Source organism: Parendozoicomonas sp. 2304DJ65-17, assembly GCF_058148445.1.
Genome location: NZ_JBYVJV010000003.1, coordinates 409,442 through 428,202, shown reverse-complemented (window position 1 = coordinate 428,202; position 18,761 = coordinate 409,442). Strand labels below are relative to the sequence as shown.

Sequence of the window (18,761 nt, the reverse complement as noted above, 5' to 3'; positions counted from 1 at the left end):
CCTATCCGGACACATTGTAAAAGACCATTGAAGACAGTGGCAGATGAAATGTGTCAGTTTTCCGTGATCAGGAAGAATAATGAGAGAGGAAACTCCCGTGAGCAGCACAAGTCAGCATTATCCGCATCTGATGGAACCACTGGATCTTGGTTTCACTACCCTGAAAAACCGTTGCCTGATGGGCTCCATGCACACGGGGCTTGAGGAGCGCCCCAATGGTTTTGATCGGGTGGCAGCTTATTATGCGGAGCGGGCTCGTGGTGGTGTTGGCCTGATTGTTACGGGTGGCATCGGCCCAAATGAGGAAGGCAGTGTGTTTATGGGAGCTGCCAAACTCAGTACAGAGGAAGAGGCCTTTCAGCACCGTAAAGTGACGACAGCTGTTCACCAGAACGGCGGAAAGATCTGCATGCAGATTCTTCACGCTGGCCGTTATGCCTATAACCCCAAGAATATCGCCCCTTCAGCGGTCCAGGCACCGATTAACCCTTTCCAGCCCAAAGAACTAACAGAAGAAGAAATTGAAAAACAGATTTTTGATTTTGTGAACTGTGCGGCGCTGGCTAAACATGCCGGCTACGACGGTGTGGAAATCATGGGGTCAGAAGGTTATTTCATTAACCAGTTTATCTCTTCACGGGTTAATAAACGGGAAGACCAGTGGGGGGGCAGTTATGAAAACCGTATTCGCCTGCCGCTTGAGATTATTCGCCGGGTAAGGGCGTCAGTTGGCCCTGAGTTTATTATTATTTATCGCCTCTCCATGCTGGATCTGGTGGAAGGTGGCAGTGACTGGGATGAAGTTGTCACCCTTGCCAAAGAAGTTGAGAAAGCTGGGGCAACCATTATTAATACCGGTATTGGCTGGCATGAAGCCCGCATTCCAACGATTGCTACAAAAGTGCCCCGTGGTGCGTTTGCCAATGTTACTGAGAAGCTCAAAGGGGAAGTTTCTATTCCTTTGGTGACCACAAACCGGATCAATACTCCTGATGTTGCGGAAAGTATTCTTGCTTCCGGACAGGCGGATATGGTGTCTATGGCGCGGCCTTTGCTGGCTGACCCAGACTTTATGAATAAAGCTGAGGCTGGTCGCAGTGAAGAGATAAATACCTGCATTGGTTGTAATCAGGCCTGTCTTGACCATACATTCTCCGGCAAGTTGACCAGCTGCCTTGTGAATCCAAGAGCTTGCCATGAGACAGAACTGAACTACATCTCTCTTCACCACAACGAACCCGCTAAAAAGATTGCCGTTGTAGGCGCAGGGCCTGCGGGACTGGCTTTCTCAACTGTTGCTGCAGAACGTGGACATAAGGTGACCCTGTTTGATCAGGCCGACAAAATCGGTGGTCAGTTCAATGTGGCGAAGCTGATTCCGGGTAAAGAAGAGTTTTATGAAACCCTGCGTTACTTCGAGAAAAAGCTGGAAACCACTGGTGTTGAAGTTCGTTTGGGTGAGCGTGTTGAAGCCGCTGATTTAAGCGGAGCCGAATTTGATCATGTGGTATTGGCTACCGGCATTGCTCCACGGACTCCTGAGATTCCCGGTATCGATCATGACAAAGTTCTTAGTTATCTGGACGTGCTGCTTCACGGCAAACCGGTTGGTGAAAAGGTTGCTGTAATCGGAGCTGGTGGTATTGGCTTTGATGTGTCTGAGTTCCTTTCCCACAAGGGGGAATCAACCAGTCAGGATGTGAAGGCTTTCTATAAAGAGTGGGGGATTGATTCCGAGCTTAAGGTCCGAGGTGGTGTAGAAGGTATTGCCGCACAGCCAGATGCTTCGCCCCGTGAAATCTATCTTCTGCAACGCAAGAAAAACAAAGTTGGCCAGAATCTGGGTAAGACGACAGGCTGGATTCATCGTACATCCCTGAAAAACAAGGGTGTGAAAATGTTGAATCTGGTGGAATATCGCAAGATCGACGATGAAGGTCTGCATATCTCCCGTGAAGGGGAAGAGGCGGTTCTTGATGTTGATAATGTGATTATCTGTGCTGGGCAGGAGCCTTTGCGTGAGCTGCAGGTTGGCCTTGAAGCGGCAGGCATTAAAGTATCTCTGATTGGTGGTGCGGATGAAGCCCGCGAGCTGGATGCTAAGCGTGCTATTGATCAGGGGTCGCGACTGGCTGCTGAAATCTAACTACTGAATTATAAAGGCCTGCACAGCGGGCCTTTATAACCCTCTGTAATCATTTGAATAATAAATAATAATTTTTGGTGATTTTTTAATTGCGATAAAATCCTGTCCGATTCGTACTCCAAGTTCTGTTTCTGTTGTCTTCACTGAGAAACGCCCATGAAAGCTATTACGTTTGACCCTTCTTCTGACTCCTTTTCAGTCAACGATAAATCCCTACCAGAACCCGGTGCCGGTGAGGTGCGGGTGAAAGTTCTGGCCTGCGGATTGAATCCGGTTGATGCCAAAATTGTGTATTGGAAAGGCATGGTGCCAGATATGCAGACGGATTTTGTTCCCGGACTGGATGTTTCCGGTGTAATTGATGCAGTCGGTGAAGGCGTTACTGAATGGAGTGTGGGTGAGAGCGTTCTGTATCACGGCGATATGCTGAAAACTACCGGCGGTTATAGCGAATATTCTGTGACCAGTGCTGACATATTGCTTGCCCATCCTGATGTGTCTCCAGTGACAGCGGCAGCGACTCCCTGTGCAGGTTGGACAGCCTGGCGTGCATTGCACGACAAGTTACGCATTACCGCGGAAGATTCACTGGTGGTCTCAGGCGCGACTGGTGGTGTGGGCAGTTACGCTTTGCAGATTGCCCGCATACAGGGTTTGAAAACGATTATTGCCGTTTGCTCTGGTAAGAATGCCGCTCTTGCCCGGGATATGGGCGCGACTCACTGCATTGATTATCGTACGGGAAATGTCGTTGAACGCATTCTTGAAATTACCGACGGTGAAGGTGCTTCCAGAGCGCTGGATTGCGTGGGTGGTGAGATGGATAAAACCCTTGCTCAGGCATTGGCTTTTGAAGGGGAGCTTTGTGAGCTGGTTATTACTGCACGCCCATCAGAGTATCCTGATGCGTTTTTACAGGGCTGGAGTTTTCACCAGTTAAGTTTGGGTTCTGCTCTTCGCAGTGGTTCTAAAGGTTTAAGTCGTCACCTTAAATCCGCAGAAGCTTTTTCCAAAGCTCTGGAATCCGGTGATATTGTTCCACCTATGGTTGAGACCGTAGGGCTGAAGGATATTCCTGAGAAGATGGCTTCCTTGTTGGAAGGGCACACTGTTGGTAAGCTGGTTCTTGATTTGAGTTAATCAGTTGTTTGCATTGTCCAGCCATTGATCTGGGGTAACGAAGAACAGTGTTAGTTGCCCCGATTTCGTATGTCCGGTCACAAGTATTGGTTTACCAGAGAGTGACATTTGCAGATGTATTCCTTCCTGCAGGGTTTCCGGAGAATAAGGATGCAGAGCCTGAGTTAACTTCTCAGAAGGGGCCTGAAGCGAAAGCCAGAATTGCCTTGGTGGAATATGGAAATAATCTGCCTGGATGTGCTGGCAATATTCGTCGAGTTGATGGATCGGTAGCCAATCACCCCTGAGGTGTTCGGTGTGGCTGTTGTTTGGGGCGGCACAGTTGTTTTGCCACGGATAGAACAAGTACCCCTGAACGAGAAGTTCACGCTGCCAGTCTTGTTTTTCTGCCAGTTTCTCCAGGCATTGTGCGCCTTCCTCGGTTTCAGAGAGCATGATTTGAGAGTCAAACATCTTCTGCAGTTTAGCTCCCAGCTGATCAGAATGGTCAGGTCCTATCCAGTCGTACCAATCACCGTCGCTACCGGGTTTGCCAAGATAAAATTTAACGGCCATTTCCTGATGAATATGGCGAGTTGTTGATTTGTTTGTGTTGTCTACTCGGTAAAGAAGGTCAAACTCTCCCAGTGTTCTGGTTTTGCTTCGCACTGGTAAGTTACAGGCCAAAACATGGCAGTTGTTAGTGTGGTGGTAGAGAAACTGCCACAGGGTTTCATAACGAATACCCAGGCGGGTTGATTTTCTCTGCGATAGCAAACGCTGGAAACCATCGACTTCTTTGGTAGCTGTGTTTAAAAGCTTGTCTCTTTGTTCTGTTGCCAGGTTAGCCAACCCTTTCCGCAAGATGCTGGGATGGGCGTCGTCTTTCAAAAGGGGAGGGCTGAAAAGAAGCCAGCGAATTTCGTCTCCCAGCAGATCATAAGATTCGGGAGATTCAGGTTGGAGATGTTCTTTACTGAGAGGTTTTGTAGAAATTGTTATATCCCCGTGGGATGAAAGCTCTTTAATGATACATTAAAGAGCCTGTGGCAGAGGTCAACTACTCCTGCCGTGCAGACAGTATTTACATATTGAGGTTTTATGAAATCGAACTTGATCACCCAAGCCGGAAAGGATGCCTTGCGGGAAGAGCTCGATTATCTCTGGAAAAAGAAGAGACCTGAAGTCACGCAGGCAGTATCCGAAGCCGCTGCTCTGGGTGATCGTTCTGAAAATGCCGAGTACAAAGAGGGCAAGCGAGAGTTACGTTCCATAGACAGGCGGGTGCGTTTTCTGAGAAAGCGGCTGGAAGTGGTCAAGGTTGTAGAGTATTCGCCTGAGCAGGAAGGGAAAGCCTTTTTTGGTGCGTGGATTGAACTGGAGAATGAGCAGGGTGATGTGCTTCAGTGTCGTATAGTTGGTACCGATGAGATTGATACCAAGAAAGGTCATATTACCGTTGATTCTCCGATGGCACGGGCAGTACTTGGGAAGCAGGTAGACGACGAAATAAAGGTGCGTACTCCTTCTGGTGATGTTGTCTGGTGGGTCAATAAAATTCAGTATCAGCCTTTCGAGGTATAAGCGACTAAGGCTGTTTTTCAGGGTTTTGTAAAAAACGAAAAAAATGACCTGTTCCTCTAGATATTTCTTCGTAATAGTATCTAGGAAAGAATTCCTGTAGGCTACGGCGCCTTTCTTATAGCACCTTATGGTTCAGACTGAGCACTTGTGAAGCGTTACAAACAGAGCATACTCTCTGACTATTTTGTTACGCGCCCAGACTTTGGGCCGCGTCATATTGTAGAGGCTAACTATGATATTGAGGGGCGGGGCAACCGCACTCTCTGTACATCTCTGATTCAGCAGGAGTCAGGATTTGAGGTGCTGGCTAACAAGCACTTTGCTTCTACGTGCCATATCTGCAAAGCGATCCTGGATCAGCGTATTTCCAATATGCCTGGGCTGAGAAGTGTTCGCCCCGTTGATTCTGAACCCCGTCAGTTTGAACTGCCTGTCTGCCAGCTTGGTCTGGACCTGTAAAAAAGCCGAACTTGCGTCCGGCCTTTCTCGTAATACTCAAACCTTCTCGTTATCTGTCCCGGGTTGGTAATACATCTTTCAGTTTGGCAGCCATATCTCTGAGAGTGGTCTCAGTGGTTTCCCAGTCGATACAGGCATCGGTGACGGAAACGCCATATTTCAGCTGGCTCAAATCTTCAGGAATAGACTGATTGCCCCAGCCAAGGTTGCTCTCAATCATCAGGCCGATAATGGAGTTGTTACCTTCCACGATCTGGTTGGCAATATTGTCCATAACCAGTGGTTGCAGACTTGGGTCTTTATTGGAGTTCGCGTGGCTGCAGTCGATCATGAGGTTGGCGTTCAGACCAGCTTTTTCGAGTTCTTTCTCACACAGAGCAACGCTGACAGAGTCGTAGTTAGGCTTGCCATTGCCTCCACGAAGAACAACGTGACCGTATGGGTTGCCCTTGGTGTGAGTTACAGCAACCTGGCCATGGTGGTTAATTCCCAGGAAACGGTGAGGGCTGGATACTGACTGGAGAGCGTTGATAGCTACTGTCAGACCACCATCGGTACCATTCTTGAATCCTACAGCGGAAGAAAGACCACTGGCCATTTCCCTGTGGGTTTGGGATTCCGTGGTACGGGCGCCGATTGCAGACCAGCTGATCAGATCCTGAATGTACTGAGGAGAGATTGGGTCGAGAGCCTCAGTGGAGGTTGGCAACCCCATCTCAACAACATCCATCAGTAGCTGGCGCGCAGTACGCAGGCCCTTTTCCAGATGGAAGGAATCATTCATATCCGGGTCGTTGATCAGGCCTTTCCAGCCAGTTGTTGTTCTTGGCTTCTCAAAGTAAACCCGCATAACCAGATAGAGAGTGTCTGACAGTTCATCAGACAGGGCTTTCAACTTTTCAGCATATTCGTGAGCCGCTTTAACATCGTGAATAGAACAGGGGCCGACAACGACGAAAAGGCGGTGATCTTTGCCTTCCAGAATATTGCGGATAACGTTGCGGCTGTTCTCGATTTTTTCACGCATCTCTTCAGAAAGAGGAATGCTGGCCTTGAGGTCTTTTGGGGTTACGAGAACCGTCTGTGCCTCAATGTTGAGGTCTTCTACGGGGTGGCTGTTGAGTTCACTTGTCATCTGAGTATTCCGCCACAGTAAGGCTTTGTCTTGGTTATGTGCGTGACACTCTAATAAAAACCACTGTCACCCACAATCTTTCTGTGAAAAATACACAGAACCTTTTGGTTTTTATAAGTTTTTTCCCGTTTAAAGGGCGAAAATCAGATAAGTGCGTAGCGAATTCCCATAGCCAATAAAATCAGAGCGAGCATGCGCTGCATCAGAACTTCGGGTAGCTTCTGGCCAAGTTTTGCCCCGAAGTGAATGGCGGGCAGAGACCCTGCAACAAGACAGCCCAGCAGCATAAAGTCGACATTACCCAGGAACAGGTGGCCAACGCCGGCAACAAGAGTGAGGGGGACGGCATGAGCCAGATCGGTACCGACAACTCTAACGGATGCCAGAGCTGGGAATAAGACCATGAGAATGGCTGTACCGAAAGCTCCTGCACCAACAGAAGAAAGGGTCACCAGTAAACCAAGGAACAAGCCCATGATTACGGTAACGGGTCTGGATTTACTCTGAAGCCAGTGAACAACGCCATCATGCTCACCAGAGGCAACAATTCTACGACGGAACAGAAGGATGAGTGCTGTCAGAATCAGCATTAGCCCGAGACTGCTGGTCAAAATACGTGTATAAGCATCACTGTTGTTGAAGTAAGTGTTAAGCAGCCATATCGTAGCCAGAGAAGCAGGGATGCTGCCAGAGGCCAGTAAGCCGACAAGTTTCCAGTCTATGGTTTTCTGTTTGTGATGCGCGACAACGCCGCCGGTTTTGGTGATGGCCGCATACATCAGATCTGTCCCGATAGCTGTTGGAGCCGGGAAACCAAAGAGCAGCAGCAGGGGAGTCATCAGGGAGCCGCCGCCGATGCCGGTGAGTCCTACCGCGAAGCCGACCCCTGCGCCGGCAGCTGCATAAAGTAGAACGTTATAAAGAAGAGCATCCATATTAAAATTATTGTCTACAGTTAGTTATGTTTCGCCACTTGGGAAGAATCACTTTAAAAACCTCCTCTTTTCAGGCTGCTGGCAAATGTATCGACCACTATCTATTCTATAAAGTAATATTTTATTATATTTTTATACCCTCACCGTATATGGGGTGGAGCGGAGGCAAAGAATGAAGCTTCAACAGTTGCGATATATCTGGGAAGTTGCCCACCATGACCTTAATGTATCGGCCACTGCGCAGAGCCTTTACACCTCTCAGCCGGGAATCAGTAAACAGATTCGCCTGCTGGAGGATGAGTTAGGGGTAGAGGTTTTTGCGCGAAGTGGTAAGCATTTGACCCGGATTACCCCTGCTGGCGAAAAAATTATCGAAACGGCCGGAGAGATTCTTCGAAAAGTAGAATCTATTAAGCAGGTTGCCCAGGAATTCAGTAACGAGAAAAAGGGTACCCTGTCTATCGCGACCACCCATACTCAGGCGCGTTATGCTCTGCCTAACGTAATTCAGGAATTTATTGGCAAGTACCCGGATGTAGCCCTGAATATGCATCAGGGCACCCCCAGCCAGATTGCTGAGATGGCCGCCGATGGTACGGTGGATTTCGCCATTGCCACTGAAGCTCTGGAAATGTTCAGTGACCTGATCATGATGCCCTGCTACAAGTGGAACCGGTGCATTCTGGTGCCCCGCAACCATCCGCTGACACAGTTGCCCCGCTTGACTCTTCAGGATATTGGCCAGTACTCAATTGTTACCTATGTGTTTGGCTTTACCGGGCGTTCACGGCTTGATGATGCCTTTATCAAGGAAGGTATTGCTCCCAAGGTTGTGTTTACCGCTGCTGATGCCGACGTGATTAAAACCTATGTGCGTCTTGGCCTTGGGATCGGTATTGTCGCCAAAATGGCTTATGACCCAGAGTTGGACAAAGATCTGGTACCACTGGATGCTAACCATCTGTTTGAACCCAGTGTGACTCATATTGGTTTCCGTCGGGGAACATTCCTGCGAGGCTTTATGTATGAGTTTATTGAGAAGTTTGCACCACATCTTTCCCGTGATCTGGTGGATGAGGCGATTTCCCGCCACAACAAAGCAGACATAGAAGAACTGTTTGAAAATATCGAGCTTCCATCGCTCTGATTTATTAATACCAGCAAAAAGGGGAGCATTCGCTCCCCTTTTTGTTATCTGCTTTCAGGACTTACTTGGTAATCGTTCTGCTGTAAACCATGGTTGGCTTGCCAGTAGTCTGATCCACTTCCCACGCTTCACCAGTGAGCTGGGAATCGCTTAATGTAATCAGGAAGAAGCCCAGTACATCACCAGCCTGATACCAGGCTGCATTACGATTAGGATCTGTCAGGCCACGGGTTTTTGCACCGGCTCCTGATATGATAAAGGATGTTTTCTCGCAGCCTTCCACTGGTGTCAGCCACTGCAGGTCATGATCGTGGCCTGAAATCATCAGGTCGACTTTCCCGCACAGTTTATCTTCGGTTAATTTCTTCCAGGTTTTGCCCTGACCAATCAAACCATCATACTTCCCTGCATTGCCATGGCGACCGTTGGAGACATAAGGATGGTGAGAAAAAGCTATTTTCCATGTGCCCTCGGAAGCCTTTAATGTGTCACGGATCCAGCGACGGTGCTTCTTGGTGTATGGGCTACGCCAGAACTGGTGGTTCCAGTCTAGCCCCCCTGCGATAGGGTTAGAGTCAAGGGCCAAAAAGTCTACCAGCGGCTTATCGCTGTTCTCTGGCATGCTGAAATGGTAATAACGCGCAGGCATTTTCCACTTGTCGCTGAGCCGATCGTCCCGGTAGTGGTAGTCGACCTGAAAGTCCCCTTTGAAGTTGTCTAGACCATCTCCAGTACTGAAGTGTGAGTTATCGTGATTTCCCAGAGCCATATAAAAAGGGAAGTCCAGTTCCTGATATGGCATCTCGAATTTATCAATAAACTCACTGTCGTCTGCTGACTCAGCACCATTTTCATAAATGTTGTCGCCCAGTCCCAAGGCAAACTCACAGCTGCGTGTTTCGCAAACTTCTGCGATAGCGGCTGCAACTTTGTATTGTTTTTCTTCGCCGGTTCCGGTGTCGCCTACAGCAACAAAGGTAAGGGATTGGGCGTGAAGAGTTGAGCTTAAAAGCCCAGTCATCAGCAAGGCAGGCAGTGTTTTCATGTGCAGGTGTTCCCTGTCGTTTTCTATTTATTGTTTTTATTGTAATCATGCTCTGTGACGGTGTTATTGCACAGATATGACAGCGGAAAATGATACTGTTTGTTTGTTTTTTATGCGACCTCAAATGACGGTTTGATAATTGTCTGAATTTTGTACAATAACTTTGTCTTTTGTTAGGCGCTCGAAAACTGGAAGTAATAGTTCTCGATAATAATTATAAAAAGGTCATTTATGTTCAATCGTACTTCTCTCACGGGTAGTGTTCTGGCAACAGCTTTAACACTCTCTGGACTTGTGCAGGCTGATAAAATCACTGATTTTCAAAACAGCTGGGAAGGCAAAGCTCTAGCCTACCAGCGACAGCTTGATAATCACTCCCCTCTAGCAGATAACAATATTCTTGGTAGTCACAACACCTATAACTCAGAGGTCTACCGGAATCCTCTGCGCTATCTTGATCCTCAGCAAAAACATTCAATCTACGACCAGCTGCGGTTAGGAGCACGGTTTATAGAGTTGGATGCTCACTGGACGGCTCATACCCATGGCTGGCCATGGCAGTGGGGAACCGATCTGTTGCTATGCCACAGTGGTATTGGCAAAGAAGTTGGGGATCTTGATGTCGGGTGCAGCCTGACCGATCGTCGTTTAACAGATGGTTTGCAGGAAGTGCGCAACTGGCTGAATGCCAACCCTTATGAGGTCATCATTCTTTACATTGAAGATCATACGAACGGTAAACATGATGTTCTCCGCAGTCAGTTGAACAGTAAGCTGGGTGGGAAAATTTACAGCAGCGGTGGCTGTAAGGCGATTCCCGATACCCTGACCAAAGCCAAAGTTCTTCAGGCTGGTAAGCAGGTTGTGCTCTGGAAGGATAAAGGCTGTGCCAATGATGGCGAGTTGAAATCCATGGCTTATAGCAGCCTCGGGAATGTTGGCCGTATCTGGGAAGATGGCACCACGGTTGCCAAGATCGTTGACTTCTTCGAGCAGGGTGGTGGTGTTGATCGTATTGATGCCGGTGAAGTCACTGAAGCTTTCAAGAAGGGCGGTAATATCGTGAATCTTGATGATCTGACATACAGTGATGGTCGTCTGGCAGCAGGTGTCTGGAGTTGGGACAGACACGAACCCAATAATAGTGGTAACCAGGATTGCGCTGTTAGCTGGGGGAATGGTCGCTGGGATGATACCCAGTGCACGAAAACAGAGTACTTCGCTTGTGAAGACAGTGCAGGCCAGTGGAAAGTCAGCCAGACAATGGGGCGTTGGGATCAGGGTATAGCAGCCTGCTCTGCTTTGGGTGGCAGCTACGCATTCTCAGTCCCAACCAACAGTCAGGACAACGAAAGCCTTAAAAAGGCTAAGAGTAATGCCGGGGTGTCCCGTGTTTGGCTGAATTACCACGACATTACCAGTGAAGGCATCTGGGAAATTGTTGGTAAGCAGTCGTTTATTGCAACGCCTTATCGTGAGTTGCGCGATGTACGCAGCAACCGCTGCCTGGATGTGAACGGTAATCACAACAAGAACGGTACAAATGTGCAGGTGTGGGACTGTAATGGTTCTGATGCGCAGAAATGGTCGTACAATGCAGCAACTGGCCAGTTAAAGAACATTGGCGGCCGTTGCCTGGATATTCCTGGAAATGACAGCGGTGTTCACAATAACGGTAATGTCCAGTTGTGGGACTGCTCGTCCTCTGCCGTTGATCAGACTTGGACTATGGATGGCGTGACTATTCGTAACAAGAAAAACTCTAAGTATGTTCTTGACGCTTATGGAACTTCTAAAGGGAGTAATGCTGGCTTATGGGAGCATCACGGCGGACAAAATCAACAATGGAAATGGGGCAGTTAATCGGTTGATTTAACCGCCTGTCGTTTAAAACGGGTGTCCAGCTGGACACCCGTTTTCATTCCTTATTATGATAGCGGCACCGGTTTGCACAGGATGTAAGGCAGACCACCGGATGACCGGAAATATAATCATAATAGGGAACCATTATGTCCGAAGAGCAGCTTCACCGGCTTGTCTTTCGTGGTGATGTTCTTATTGGTTTCGATCGGGAGCAGGTCGAGGCTAATCTTTCACGTCTTTTAAAAATCACAGATCAGCGTAAACAGGCATTACTGTTTTCTGGCAAGCCCGTTGTTATAAAGAAAAATATTTCGGCGGATGTTGTTGAAAAGTATCAGGCCAAGCTGGAAAAGCTTGGAGTGCTGGTCAGTGTTGAACCTCCTATTTTGGTGCGTGATCCAGTACCAGAGCCTGCCTTTGCGATTGATGACGATGCGATAGAGGCCATTGATAAAGCCGCAGAGGATGAAACGTCTGTCTGGGGTGCTCAGGAAGAGGAAGAAACATCCTATGCAACTGGTTTGATTGAAGAGGATGAAGGGCCATCTTCTGAGGACGAGCCTGAAACCTCAAATACCGATGCACCAACTATTAATGCCAGCTTTACCGGTTTGTCTCTGGCTCCAATAGATATCTCGGATGATAAGGCGGATGAAACATCGGAAGCGCCAGACTCTCAGGATGCCGATGACAAAATCTCAGCACCAGATTTTTCCTTGGCACCTATAGAACAAAAATCCACAGAACCGCCAGAAGAGGTTCAGGAACCGTCTGCGAGCATGGGGTTGGCTTCTACACCAATTTCTTCAGGGACAGTTGAAAAGATCCATGTTGAACAGAAGCCTAAGGTTGCTATTGATATAAATAACTCCGGTCAGGGCGCTAACAGTGTTGTTCCTGAAGAGGTGAAAGGACTGAGCTGGGGCGCGTTTTTCTGGACCTTTATCTGGGGAATGTTTAACGGCACTTATCGTTCGTTCCTGGTTTTTGTTCCCATTGTTAATATTGCCGTTCCGTTTTATCTGCTGTTTCGCGGGCGTGAACTGGCCTGGCAGCATAAACGCTGGAAAAGCGTGGAGCATTTTAAACGTTCACAAAAGCGCTGGGGATTAACAGGTCTGGTTATTACAGCGCTTGGTTTCTACTGGTACTGGACGGCATGGAATTCGTTTATGGGGGATTTTGAGGAGGCGATGCTGTTGCAAGATCAGATGACGACTGAAGAACAACAAACGGAGTTTGAAAGGAATCTTGAAAGCATTGACGATCCTGAACTTCGTGAACAATTAAGACAGGTCCAGGAAGAGTTAAAAAAACTCGAAGCTCTCTCTCCGTAATCCCGATGTCTAACAGGGTAGCTCTGGTGTAATTATCAGAGTTACTTTGTTAGGAATTGATACAATTTAATAAACCCGCTTCAATCCTTTCTGGCATACTTTCTAAAACAACTTCCTGTCACAATAAAAATTACAGGTATGCAGGTGTCAGCATTTTATTCCTCTGTGTTATTGCTATTGCGTTCACACCTTTTACGCTGGCCATTGGCCGCTGTAACAGCGACTGTATTCATTATTGCTGTCTTGAACATAACTAGCGAAGAAACCCGCAAAGGAGAAGCGCCTTCCAGTCGCTGGAAAGTGGATGTTGGACCTGTCGAGTTCCAAGAGGAATTCATTGAAACCCGCTTGTATGGGCGAATAGAAACCCCACGTCTGGTAACACTGACTTCTCCAGTAACTGCTTATGTTAAGGATGCTTTTGTACTGGAAGGGCAGGATGTTGAAAAAGGCAGCCAGCTGGTATCTCTGGACTTACGGGATCAGCAGTGGCTTGTTCAGCAGCGCGAGGCTGATGTTGTCGATGCCAAGGCCAGAGTTTCTTCGGAACAGCTTCGGGCACAGGCGGACCGCCAATCCCTTGAGCAGGAGTTGGCTCTTCAGGATATTGCTGAGCGGGAATACCAACGCCAGGTAGCTTTGAAGGAACAGGGGTTACTATCAGAAAGCTTATTAGAAACTGCACAAGGTAATTTGGCTCGTCAAAAGCTTGTTGTGATTGGGCGCCAGCAAAACGCTGAAGATCATACCAATCGATTGAGTCAGGCAAAAGCTCAACTACTGCGTGCCGAAGCAGTGTTTCAACAGGCACAGCTTGAACTTGAACGCAGCAAAATCATAGCGCCTTTTTCCGGGAGAGTGACCTCTGTCGGTGCTGCGCAGGGTGAGAGGGTCAAGTCTGGAGAGATTCTGGTTGAGATGTATCCCTCAGACTCTCTGGAGGTACGCGCCCAGATACCAGATCGTTATCTGGACGATGTGAGGAATCTGTTGTCCAATAAAACAACAGTGAATGGGTATATTGTCGATGCAGATAATCGGATGCCTGTTGAGTTAAAACGTCTCGATGCTGATGTGGGTGACGGTCGTGGCGGTGTTGATGCTTTTTTCAAAGCCCAATCTGGCTCTCAGTTAAACGTCGCACTCGGCAGGCCGGTTGCTCTGATCTTACGTATTCCTGCCCCTGACAATGTTGTGCCTATAGAGCCCCGGTCTCTTTATGACGACAGTTATATCTACAGAGTTACCCAGAACAATGTTCTTGAGGCCATTGAAATAGAGCGAGTGGGTTCATTTGCTGAGGCTGGCCAGGAGCAGGTACTTGTTGCTTCCGAGAAACTCAAGGCTGGGGATCAGATCCTGCTGACTCGTATTGCGAATGCCGTCAGCGGGCTTGCCGTAGATATTGCGGAGCCAGTGTCAGAATGAAAGCTTCAGCAGAACATTCATTAATTGGAATTTTTACCAGTCACCGGGTTGCCGCCAACCTGGTGATGTTTTTGATGATCCTTGCCGGGCTGTGGGGCATTCAGAGACTGAATACCCAGTTTTTTCCGGAGTTTGAAATTGATGTCATTACTGTGTCTACCGTTTGGAGTGGCGCGACAGCGGATGATATTCAACGGGCCATTACTATTCCGGTTGAGCGTGAACTGAAAGGTATCGCCGGAATCGATCGTTATTTTTCTTCATCCTCCCCGGGCAGCAGCAGTGTACGACTGGAAATTAACCGCAATGCTGATGTGGCAGAGATTACTGATAAGGTTCGTCAGACCCTGACCGCCATGACCACGCTTCCCAGCGATGCTGAGAAGCCTCTGGTTGATCGGCTTGAGCGTTTTGAATCCATTGCCCGGGTGGTTATTGCCGGTGGCAACTCTCTTGATGAATTGCGCCCGTTGGCAAGACGACTAGAGCAGGACATTCTCAGCCGTGGCGTTCGCAAGGTGACGTTTACCGGCTTGCCCGAACTGGAAATGGCTATTGAGCTGGACAGTGTGGAGTTGCACAGGTTAGGGCTGACACTGCCTCAGGTTGCTGCAGCTATACAAAAACGAAGCGTAGACTTTCCTGCAGGAACGGCAGGTGTTGGTACTGTTGAGCGGCCATTGCGAAGTCTTGGCCAGGCTCGGCTGCCCAGTGAGTTTGCCAACCTTCCATTGTTAACACAGGCCGATGGTCAGGTAGTCAGGTTAGGGGATGTCGCTTCTGTCGCACTGGAAAGTGCTGAAGGGCAGCCGGTTCTTACTGTAAAAGGCAAACCAGCTGTTGAGCTGACACTTTATCGAACCAGAGCCGATGACACTCTGGAAGCTGCGGCCATTATGCAGGCGTGGGTTGAAGATATCCGTCAGGAACTGCCAGCTGATATGGATGTGGTGGTTTATGACCAGAGCTGGTCTTATCTTGATGAACGCTTGCAACTTCTGTTGAAAAACGGCGCTGGTGGTTTGATTCTGGTTATAGCCATTCTGTTTTTATTCCTGAATGTAAATGTGGCTTTCTGGGTAACTGTTGGTATTCCCATCTCTTTTCTTGCGTCACTGGCCGTTCTGGAACTGATTGGCGGCAGCATCAATATTATCAGCCTGTTTGGCTTAATAATGGTGCTGGGCATTATTGTCGATGATGCCATTGTGGTAGGCGAGAATATCCTCGCCCATGTGCAGGATGGCGAAAGCCCTCGCTCGGCGGCCATAGAAGGCGCCCGACGAATGATTGCTCCAGTAACGGCTGCATCTTTAACAACAATTGCCGCCTTTCTCCCCCTTCTGATTCTGCAGGGCAATGTCGGCAATATGCTGGTGGATATCCCTACTGTAGTGATCTGCGTAATCATTGCTTCGCTGGTGGAATGTTTTCTTATTCTTCCCGGACACCTCTATCACAGTCTGGGTAAAAAGCCTTATCAACCCAGTGAACGACGGCAGAAGCTTGATGCGATGTTTGAGCGTTTTCGTGAGCAGACTTTCCGGCCGTTGGTTAGAGTGGCCGTGCAAAACCGTGGCACCACCATGCTTATTGCCGTCTGCCTGTTTGTGATTAGTCTTTCATTGCTGATGACCGGGCATCTGCGCTTTACCTTTTTTCCAACTATTGATGGCCAGACTATGCGTGCGGCTTTCCAGTTTACGCCAGGCACACCAGCTTCCGAGGTGGATATGTTTATGGAAGAACTGGAACGTAGTTTGAGAGCGGCGGAGGAAAAGGCCGGCGAAACTCTGGTGGTTAATACCTTCCAGCTTAAAGGTGAGGCGCGATTCAGTCTGTTTTCTTCCGGTAAAACCACAGGTGATGGTTTTGGCACTTTGATTGTTGATTTGGTATCCACGCAAGCTCGGGATACAAAAAATGCTGAACTGATTCGCTTGTGGAAACAGGAATTGCAGCGTTCCCCAGGGTTAGAGCGATTCACCATCGCCCAAGCCAAAGCGGGCCCACCCGGAAAATCCATTGAGCTGAAATTGATTGGGCCGGATATTGATGATCTTAAAACCGCATCATTGGAGTTGCAGCAAGCTCTCGGCCAATATCCGGGAACCAGCAATATTGAAGATGATCTGCCCTGGGGGCGGGAGCAGCTGATTTTTGAACTCAATTCCACCGGTAAAGCACTGGGGCTATCCCTTCAGGATGTTGGTCAAAGGTTACGTACTGCAATAGACGGCCAGCGTCTGCAGATTTATCACCAGCGTTATGAAGAGGTTGAGGTTCATCTGCGTTTACCCAGAGAACAACGTGAACATCTGGAAACCATTTACGATTTCCCTCTGGTGATGGGCCCCGACAATACCGAACGGCTTGATAATCTGGTGGACTTCTCCAGTCGCAGAGGGCTGGATACATTAAAACGCGTTGATGGGCAGCTGGCAGTGCAGGTCAGTGCCGATGTGGATGAAACCGTAATTAACTCCAATCAGATTCTGGCAGAACTGGAAGCTGATCTTTTACCTGAGCTGATGGCTCGTTATGGCCTGCGTTATGGTTATGAAGGGCAGAGCGCAGAACAGAGTGAAATGATGGAGGAAATGAAACTCGGGCTGGTGATTGCTCTGGCGCTGATTTATATCATCCTGACCTGGGTTTTCTCTTCCTGGAGCTGGCCACTGGCCGTTATGATTGCCATTCCCTTTGGTATTACTGGTGCGCTGTTTGGCCACTGGGTAACCGGGCTGGATCTTACGGTTATGTCCCAGTTTGGCTTGTTTGGGTTAACCGGAATTGTTGTCAACGACTCTATCGTGCTGCTTACGTTTTATCGGGAGCTCAGGGAGAAAGGCCTGGAAATGATGGAGGCGATTATTGAAGCGGCCTGCCAGCGGCTTCGGGCCGTATTGTTGACCTCTCTGACCACCATGGGCGGGCTGTTGCCCATTCTTTTTGAGACATCGCCCCAGGCCCAGTTTCTTATTCCTATGGCGACAACTATTGTATTCGGATTGTTATTTGCTACCGGCTTAATTCTTCTGGTGGTTCCATCACTGCTGGTAGCTTTGGAAGATATAAAACTCCGTGGGCGGCGTATGCTGGCTCCGGCTGGAGGTAAAGGTGTTGCGTAAAAAAACAGTGTATGAAACACAGGTGCTGGCGCTGGCTGGTGCATTGTTAATGGCACCACAGCTGCAGGCTAGCAAACTGCCTGCGGTTGTTGATTTGAGCTCTGATATGGTGGAAACCTCCATGCTTACGGTTTACCCGGGGCAGGGGCTTGTTGATCAAATCTACAAAGTGGCTTTGCCTGCTGGCAAATCACGGGTGCAGTTTCGGCCTGACTTCCAAAGCTGGGAGCTGAGCACACTCTCTCTAACGGCCATGGATGAAGATAATCATACCTACCCTTATCAGCAGTCCTGGTATCAGCCTGCGCAAGGGCGAAGCGATTATATTTCCCAGCTGGTGGGAATGAATGTTGAGCTGTTTAGGCCAGGTAATGATGTCCCCGTTATTGGTAAGTTGCAGGCATGGAGTGGCGATACTGGTTTGATTTTACTGCGTGACTTAAAGCAGGAAATCTTCCAGTGGGGGGCGGGTTACTCTCTGAGAACGGTGGATCAGCAGGGGCTTTCCGGGTCACGAATCTATCCTTTTCTTGATTCTCGTTTTCAGCTGAAGCAACCCCATACAGGAGCCAGCCTCAGTTATATGAACCGGGGGCTGAGTTACAGCAATCAGTACCGAATGGTCACTCATCCTGATTCCGGCAAGCTGGACCTAAGCCTGTCATCAACTATCCGTAACCGCTCAGCCACCGATTATCTGCAAACCCGGCTACAGCTGGCGTCTGGTGATGTGGGCGGTATGGCTGGATATGCGCCCCAACGGCTGATGGCCAAGTCGATGAGTGCAGAAATGGCCTTTGATGGGGCGTCCCGGGAACGAAGTGGTGATTTGCTGTTTATCGGTGTTCCGGAAACTTACGATCTGCCAGCAGGTAGTGAGTTGAAGTTGCCACTGGTTCAGGAGCAAGGACTGGCCTACGAGTCCCGCTACCGCTACAGCTTCTATGGGCAGAGTCATCCAGGCAATAGAGTCATGCAGGAGCACCCTGTCAGGGTTCTGCGTTTTACGGCAGAAGGGGATTTGCCTGCGGGGACTGTGCAAATCTTTGAGGAAGGCGAGGATAAGCCACTGCGAATGGTAAATCTGAGCCAGATTGCCCAGAGTGCCGGCGGAAATCCTGTCGAGCTTTCGCTGGGGCAATCCTACACCATTACCCTTGAACGCCAGCAGTTGGCCTCCAGGGATGCAGGGCCACAATGGGAAGTTGACTGGCAGGTGAAGGTGCGTAGCCAGAGCGAGAAGCCTGTTGAGCTGATCGTGGAGGATACTTCTTCAGCTCTCTTGTCTGTACCCCGGATGAAAGGGATTGAGCGTAAAAACAATCTGCTGATCGCCAGTATACCGGCAGGTGGTGAAAAGACTCTTACCTTCACCAGCGTTTACCGGAAAAAGTGACGCTCTAGCCCCGGATTTTCCGGGCTGGCTGCTTTG

General features: G+C 48.9%; 14 protein-coding genes. 10 read left to right on the top strand and 4 right to left on the bottom strand.

Going from position 1 to position 18,761, the window contains the following annotated elements; translation table 11 throughout:
• Positions 1 to 130: 130 nt before the first annotated feature.
• Both ACY2RR_RS11265 and ACY2RR_RS11260 read left to right on the top strand, forming a co-directional pair.
• On the top strand, positions 131 to 2,146 hold the full coding sequence (locus ACY2RR_RS11265; RefSeq protein ID WP_490108399.1) for an oxidoreductase: 2,016 nt from the start codon (positions 131 to 133) through the stop codon (positions 2,144 to 2,146).
• A gap of 156 nt (positions 2,147 to 2,302) precedes the next feature.
• Positions 2,303 to 3,286 (top strand): zinc-binding dehydrogenase, encoded by a 984-nt coding sequence (locus ACY2RR_RS11260; protein ID WP_490108243.1) that lies wholly within the window; start codon positions 2,303 to 2,305, stop codon positions 3,284 to 3,286.
• Here the strand turns inward: ACY2RR_RS11260 and ACY2RR_RS11255 are convergent, their stop codons facing one another.
• On the bottom strand, positions 3,287 to 4,186 hold the full coding sequence (locus ACY2RR_RS11255; protein WP_490108398.1) for a DUF1853 family protein: 900 nt from the start codon (positions 4,184 to 4,186) through the stop codon (positions 3,287 to 3,289). It lies immediately after the preceding gene.
• Positions 4,187 to 4,366: 180 nt separating this feature from the next.
• Between ACY2RR_RS11255 and greB the strand changes: the two genes are divergently transcribed.
• On the top strand, positions 4,367 to 4,849 hold the full coding sequence (greB, locus tag ACY2RR_RS11250) for a transcription elongation factor GreB (protein ID WP_490108242.1): 483 nt from the start codon (positions 4,367 to 4,369) through the stop codon (positions 4,847 to 4,849).
• Positions 4,850 to 4,996: 147 nt separating this feature from the next.
• A complete protein-coding gene (locus ACY2RR_RS11245) occupies positions 4,997 to 5,308 on the top strand; it encodes a hypothetical protein (protein WP_490108241.1) in 312 nt (103 codons plus the stop codon).
• Between the two features lie 49 nt (positions 5,309 to 5,357).
• Here the strand turns inward: ACY2RR_RS11245 and ACY2RR_RS11240 are convergent, their stop codons facing one another.
• A complete protein-coding gene (locus ACY2RR_RS11240) occupies positions 5,358 to 6,443 on the bottom strand; it encodes a 3-deoxy-7-phosphoheptulonate synthase (RefSeq protein ID WP_490108240.1) in 1,086 nt (361 codons plus the stop codon).
• Positions 6,444 to 6,586: 143 nt separating this feature from the next.
• Positions 6,587 to 7,378 (bottom strand): sulfite exporter TauE/SafE family protein, encoded by a 792-nt coding sequence (locus ACY2RR_RS11235; protein ID WP_490108239.1) that lies wholly within the window; start codon positions 7,376 to 7,378, stop codon positions 6,587 to 6,589.
• 172 nt (positions 7,379 to 7,550) lie between these two features.
• Here ACY2RR_RS11235 and cysB point away from each other — a divergent pair, with 172 nt between their 5' ends.
• Positions 7,551 to 8,525 (top strand): HTH-type transcriptional regulator CysB, encoded by a 975-nt coding sequence (gene cysB, locus ACY2RR_RS11230; protein WP_490108238.1) that lies wholly within the window; start codon positions 7,551 to 7,553, stop codon positions 8,523 to 8,525.
• A 61-nt stretch (positions 8,526 to 8,586) separates the two neighbouring features.
• Here the strand turns inward: cysB and ACY2RR_RS11225 are convergent, their stop codons facing one another.
• Positions 8,587 to 9,570 carry a metallophosphoesterase gene (locus ACY2RR_RS11225; RefSeq protein WP_490108237.1) on the bottom strand — a complete coding sequence of 328 codons (984 nt, stop codon included), beginning with the start codon at positions 9,568 to 9,570 and terminating at the stop codon, positions 8,587 to 8,589.
• A gap of 231 nt (positions 9,571 to 9,801) precedes the next feature.
• On the opposite strand from ACY2RR_RS11225, the gene ACY2RR_RS11220 reads away from it, so the two are divergent.
• The 5 genes from ACY2RR_RS11220 to ACY2RR_RS11200 all read left to right on the top strand — a co-directional run bounded on the left by ACY2RR_RS11220 (position 9,802) and on the right by ACY2RR_RS11200 (position 18,725).
• A complete protein-coding gene (locus ACY2RR_RS11220; RefSeq protein WP_490108236.1) occupies positions 9,802 to 11,433 on the top strand; it encodes a ricin-type beta-trefoil lectin domain protein in 1,632 nt (543 codons plus the stop codon).
• A gap of 146 nt (positions 11,434 to 11,579) precedes the next feature.
• Complete coding sequence (locus ACY2RR_RS11215; protein ID WP_490108235.1) at positions 11,580 to 12,770, top strand: hypothetical protein; 1,191 nt, start codon at positions 11,580 to 11,582, stop codon at positions 12,768 to 12,770.
• 144 nt (positions 12,771 to 12,914) lie between these two features.
• Positions 12,915 to 14,198, top strand: coding sequence for an HlyD family secretion protein (locus tag ACY2RR_RS11210; protein WP_490108234.1), 1,284 nt, complete (start codon positions 12,915 to 12,917; stop codon positions 14,196 to 14,198).
• The gene (locus ACY2RR_RS11205; protein ID WP_490108233.1) at positions 14,195 to 17,329 is read left to right on the top strand and encodes an efflux RND transporter permease subunit; all 3,135 of its coding nucleotides are present in this window, start codon (positions 14,195 to 14,197) and stop codon (positions 17,327 to 17,329) included. The genes ACY2RR_RS11210 and ACY2RR_RS11205 overlap by 4 nt, the downstream gene beginning before the upstream one ends.
• Entirely contained in the window at positions 17,319 to 18,725 is a 1,407-nt protein-coding gene (locus ACY2RR_RS11200; protein ID WP_490108232.1) for a hypothetical protein, read from the top strand. Before ACY2RR_RS11205 ends, ACY2RR_RS11200 begins: the two co-directional genes overlap by 11 nt.
• The last annotated feature ends 36 nt before the right edge of the window (positions 18,726 to 18,761 follow it).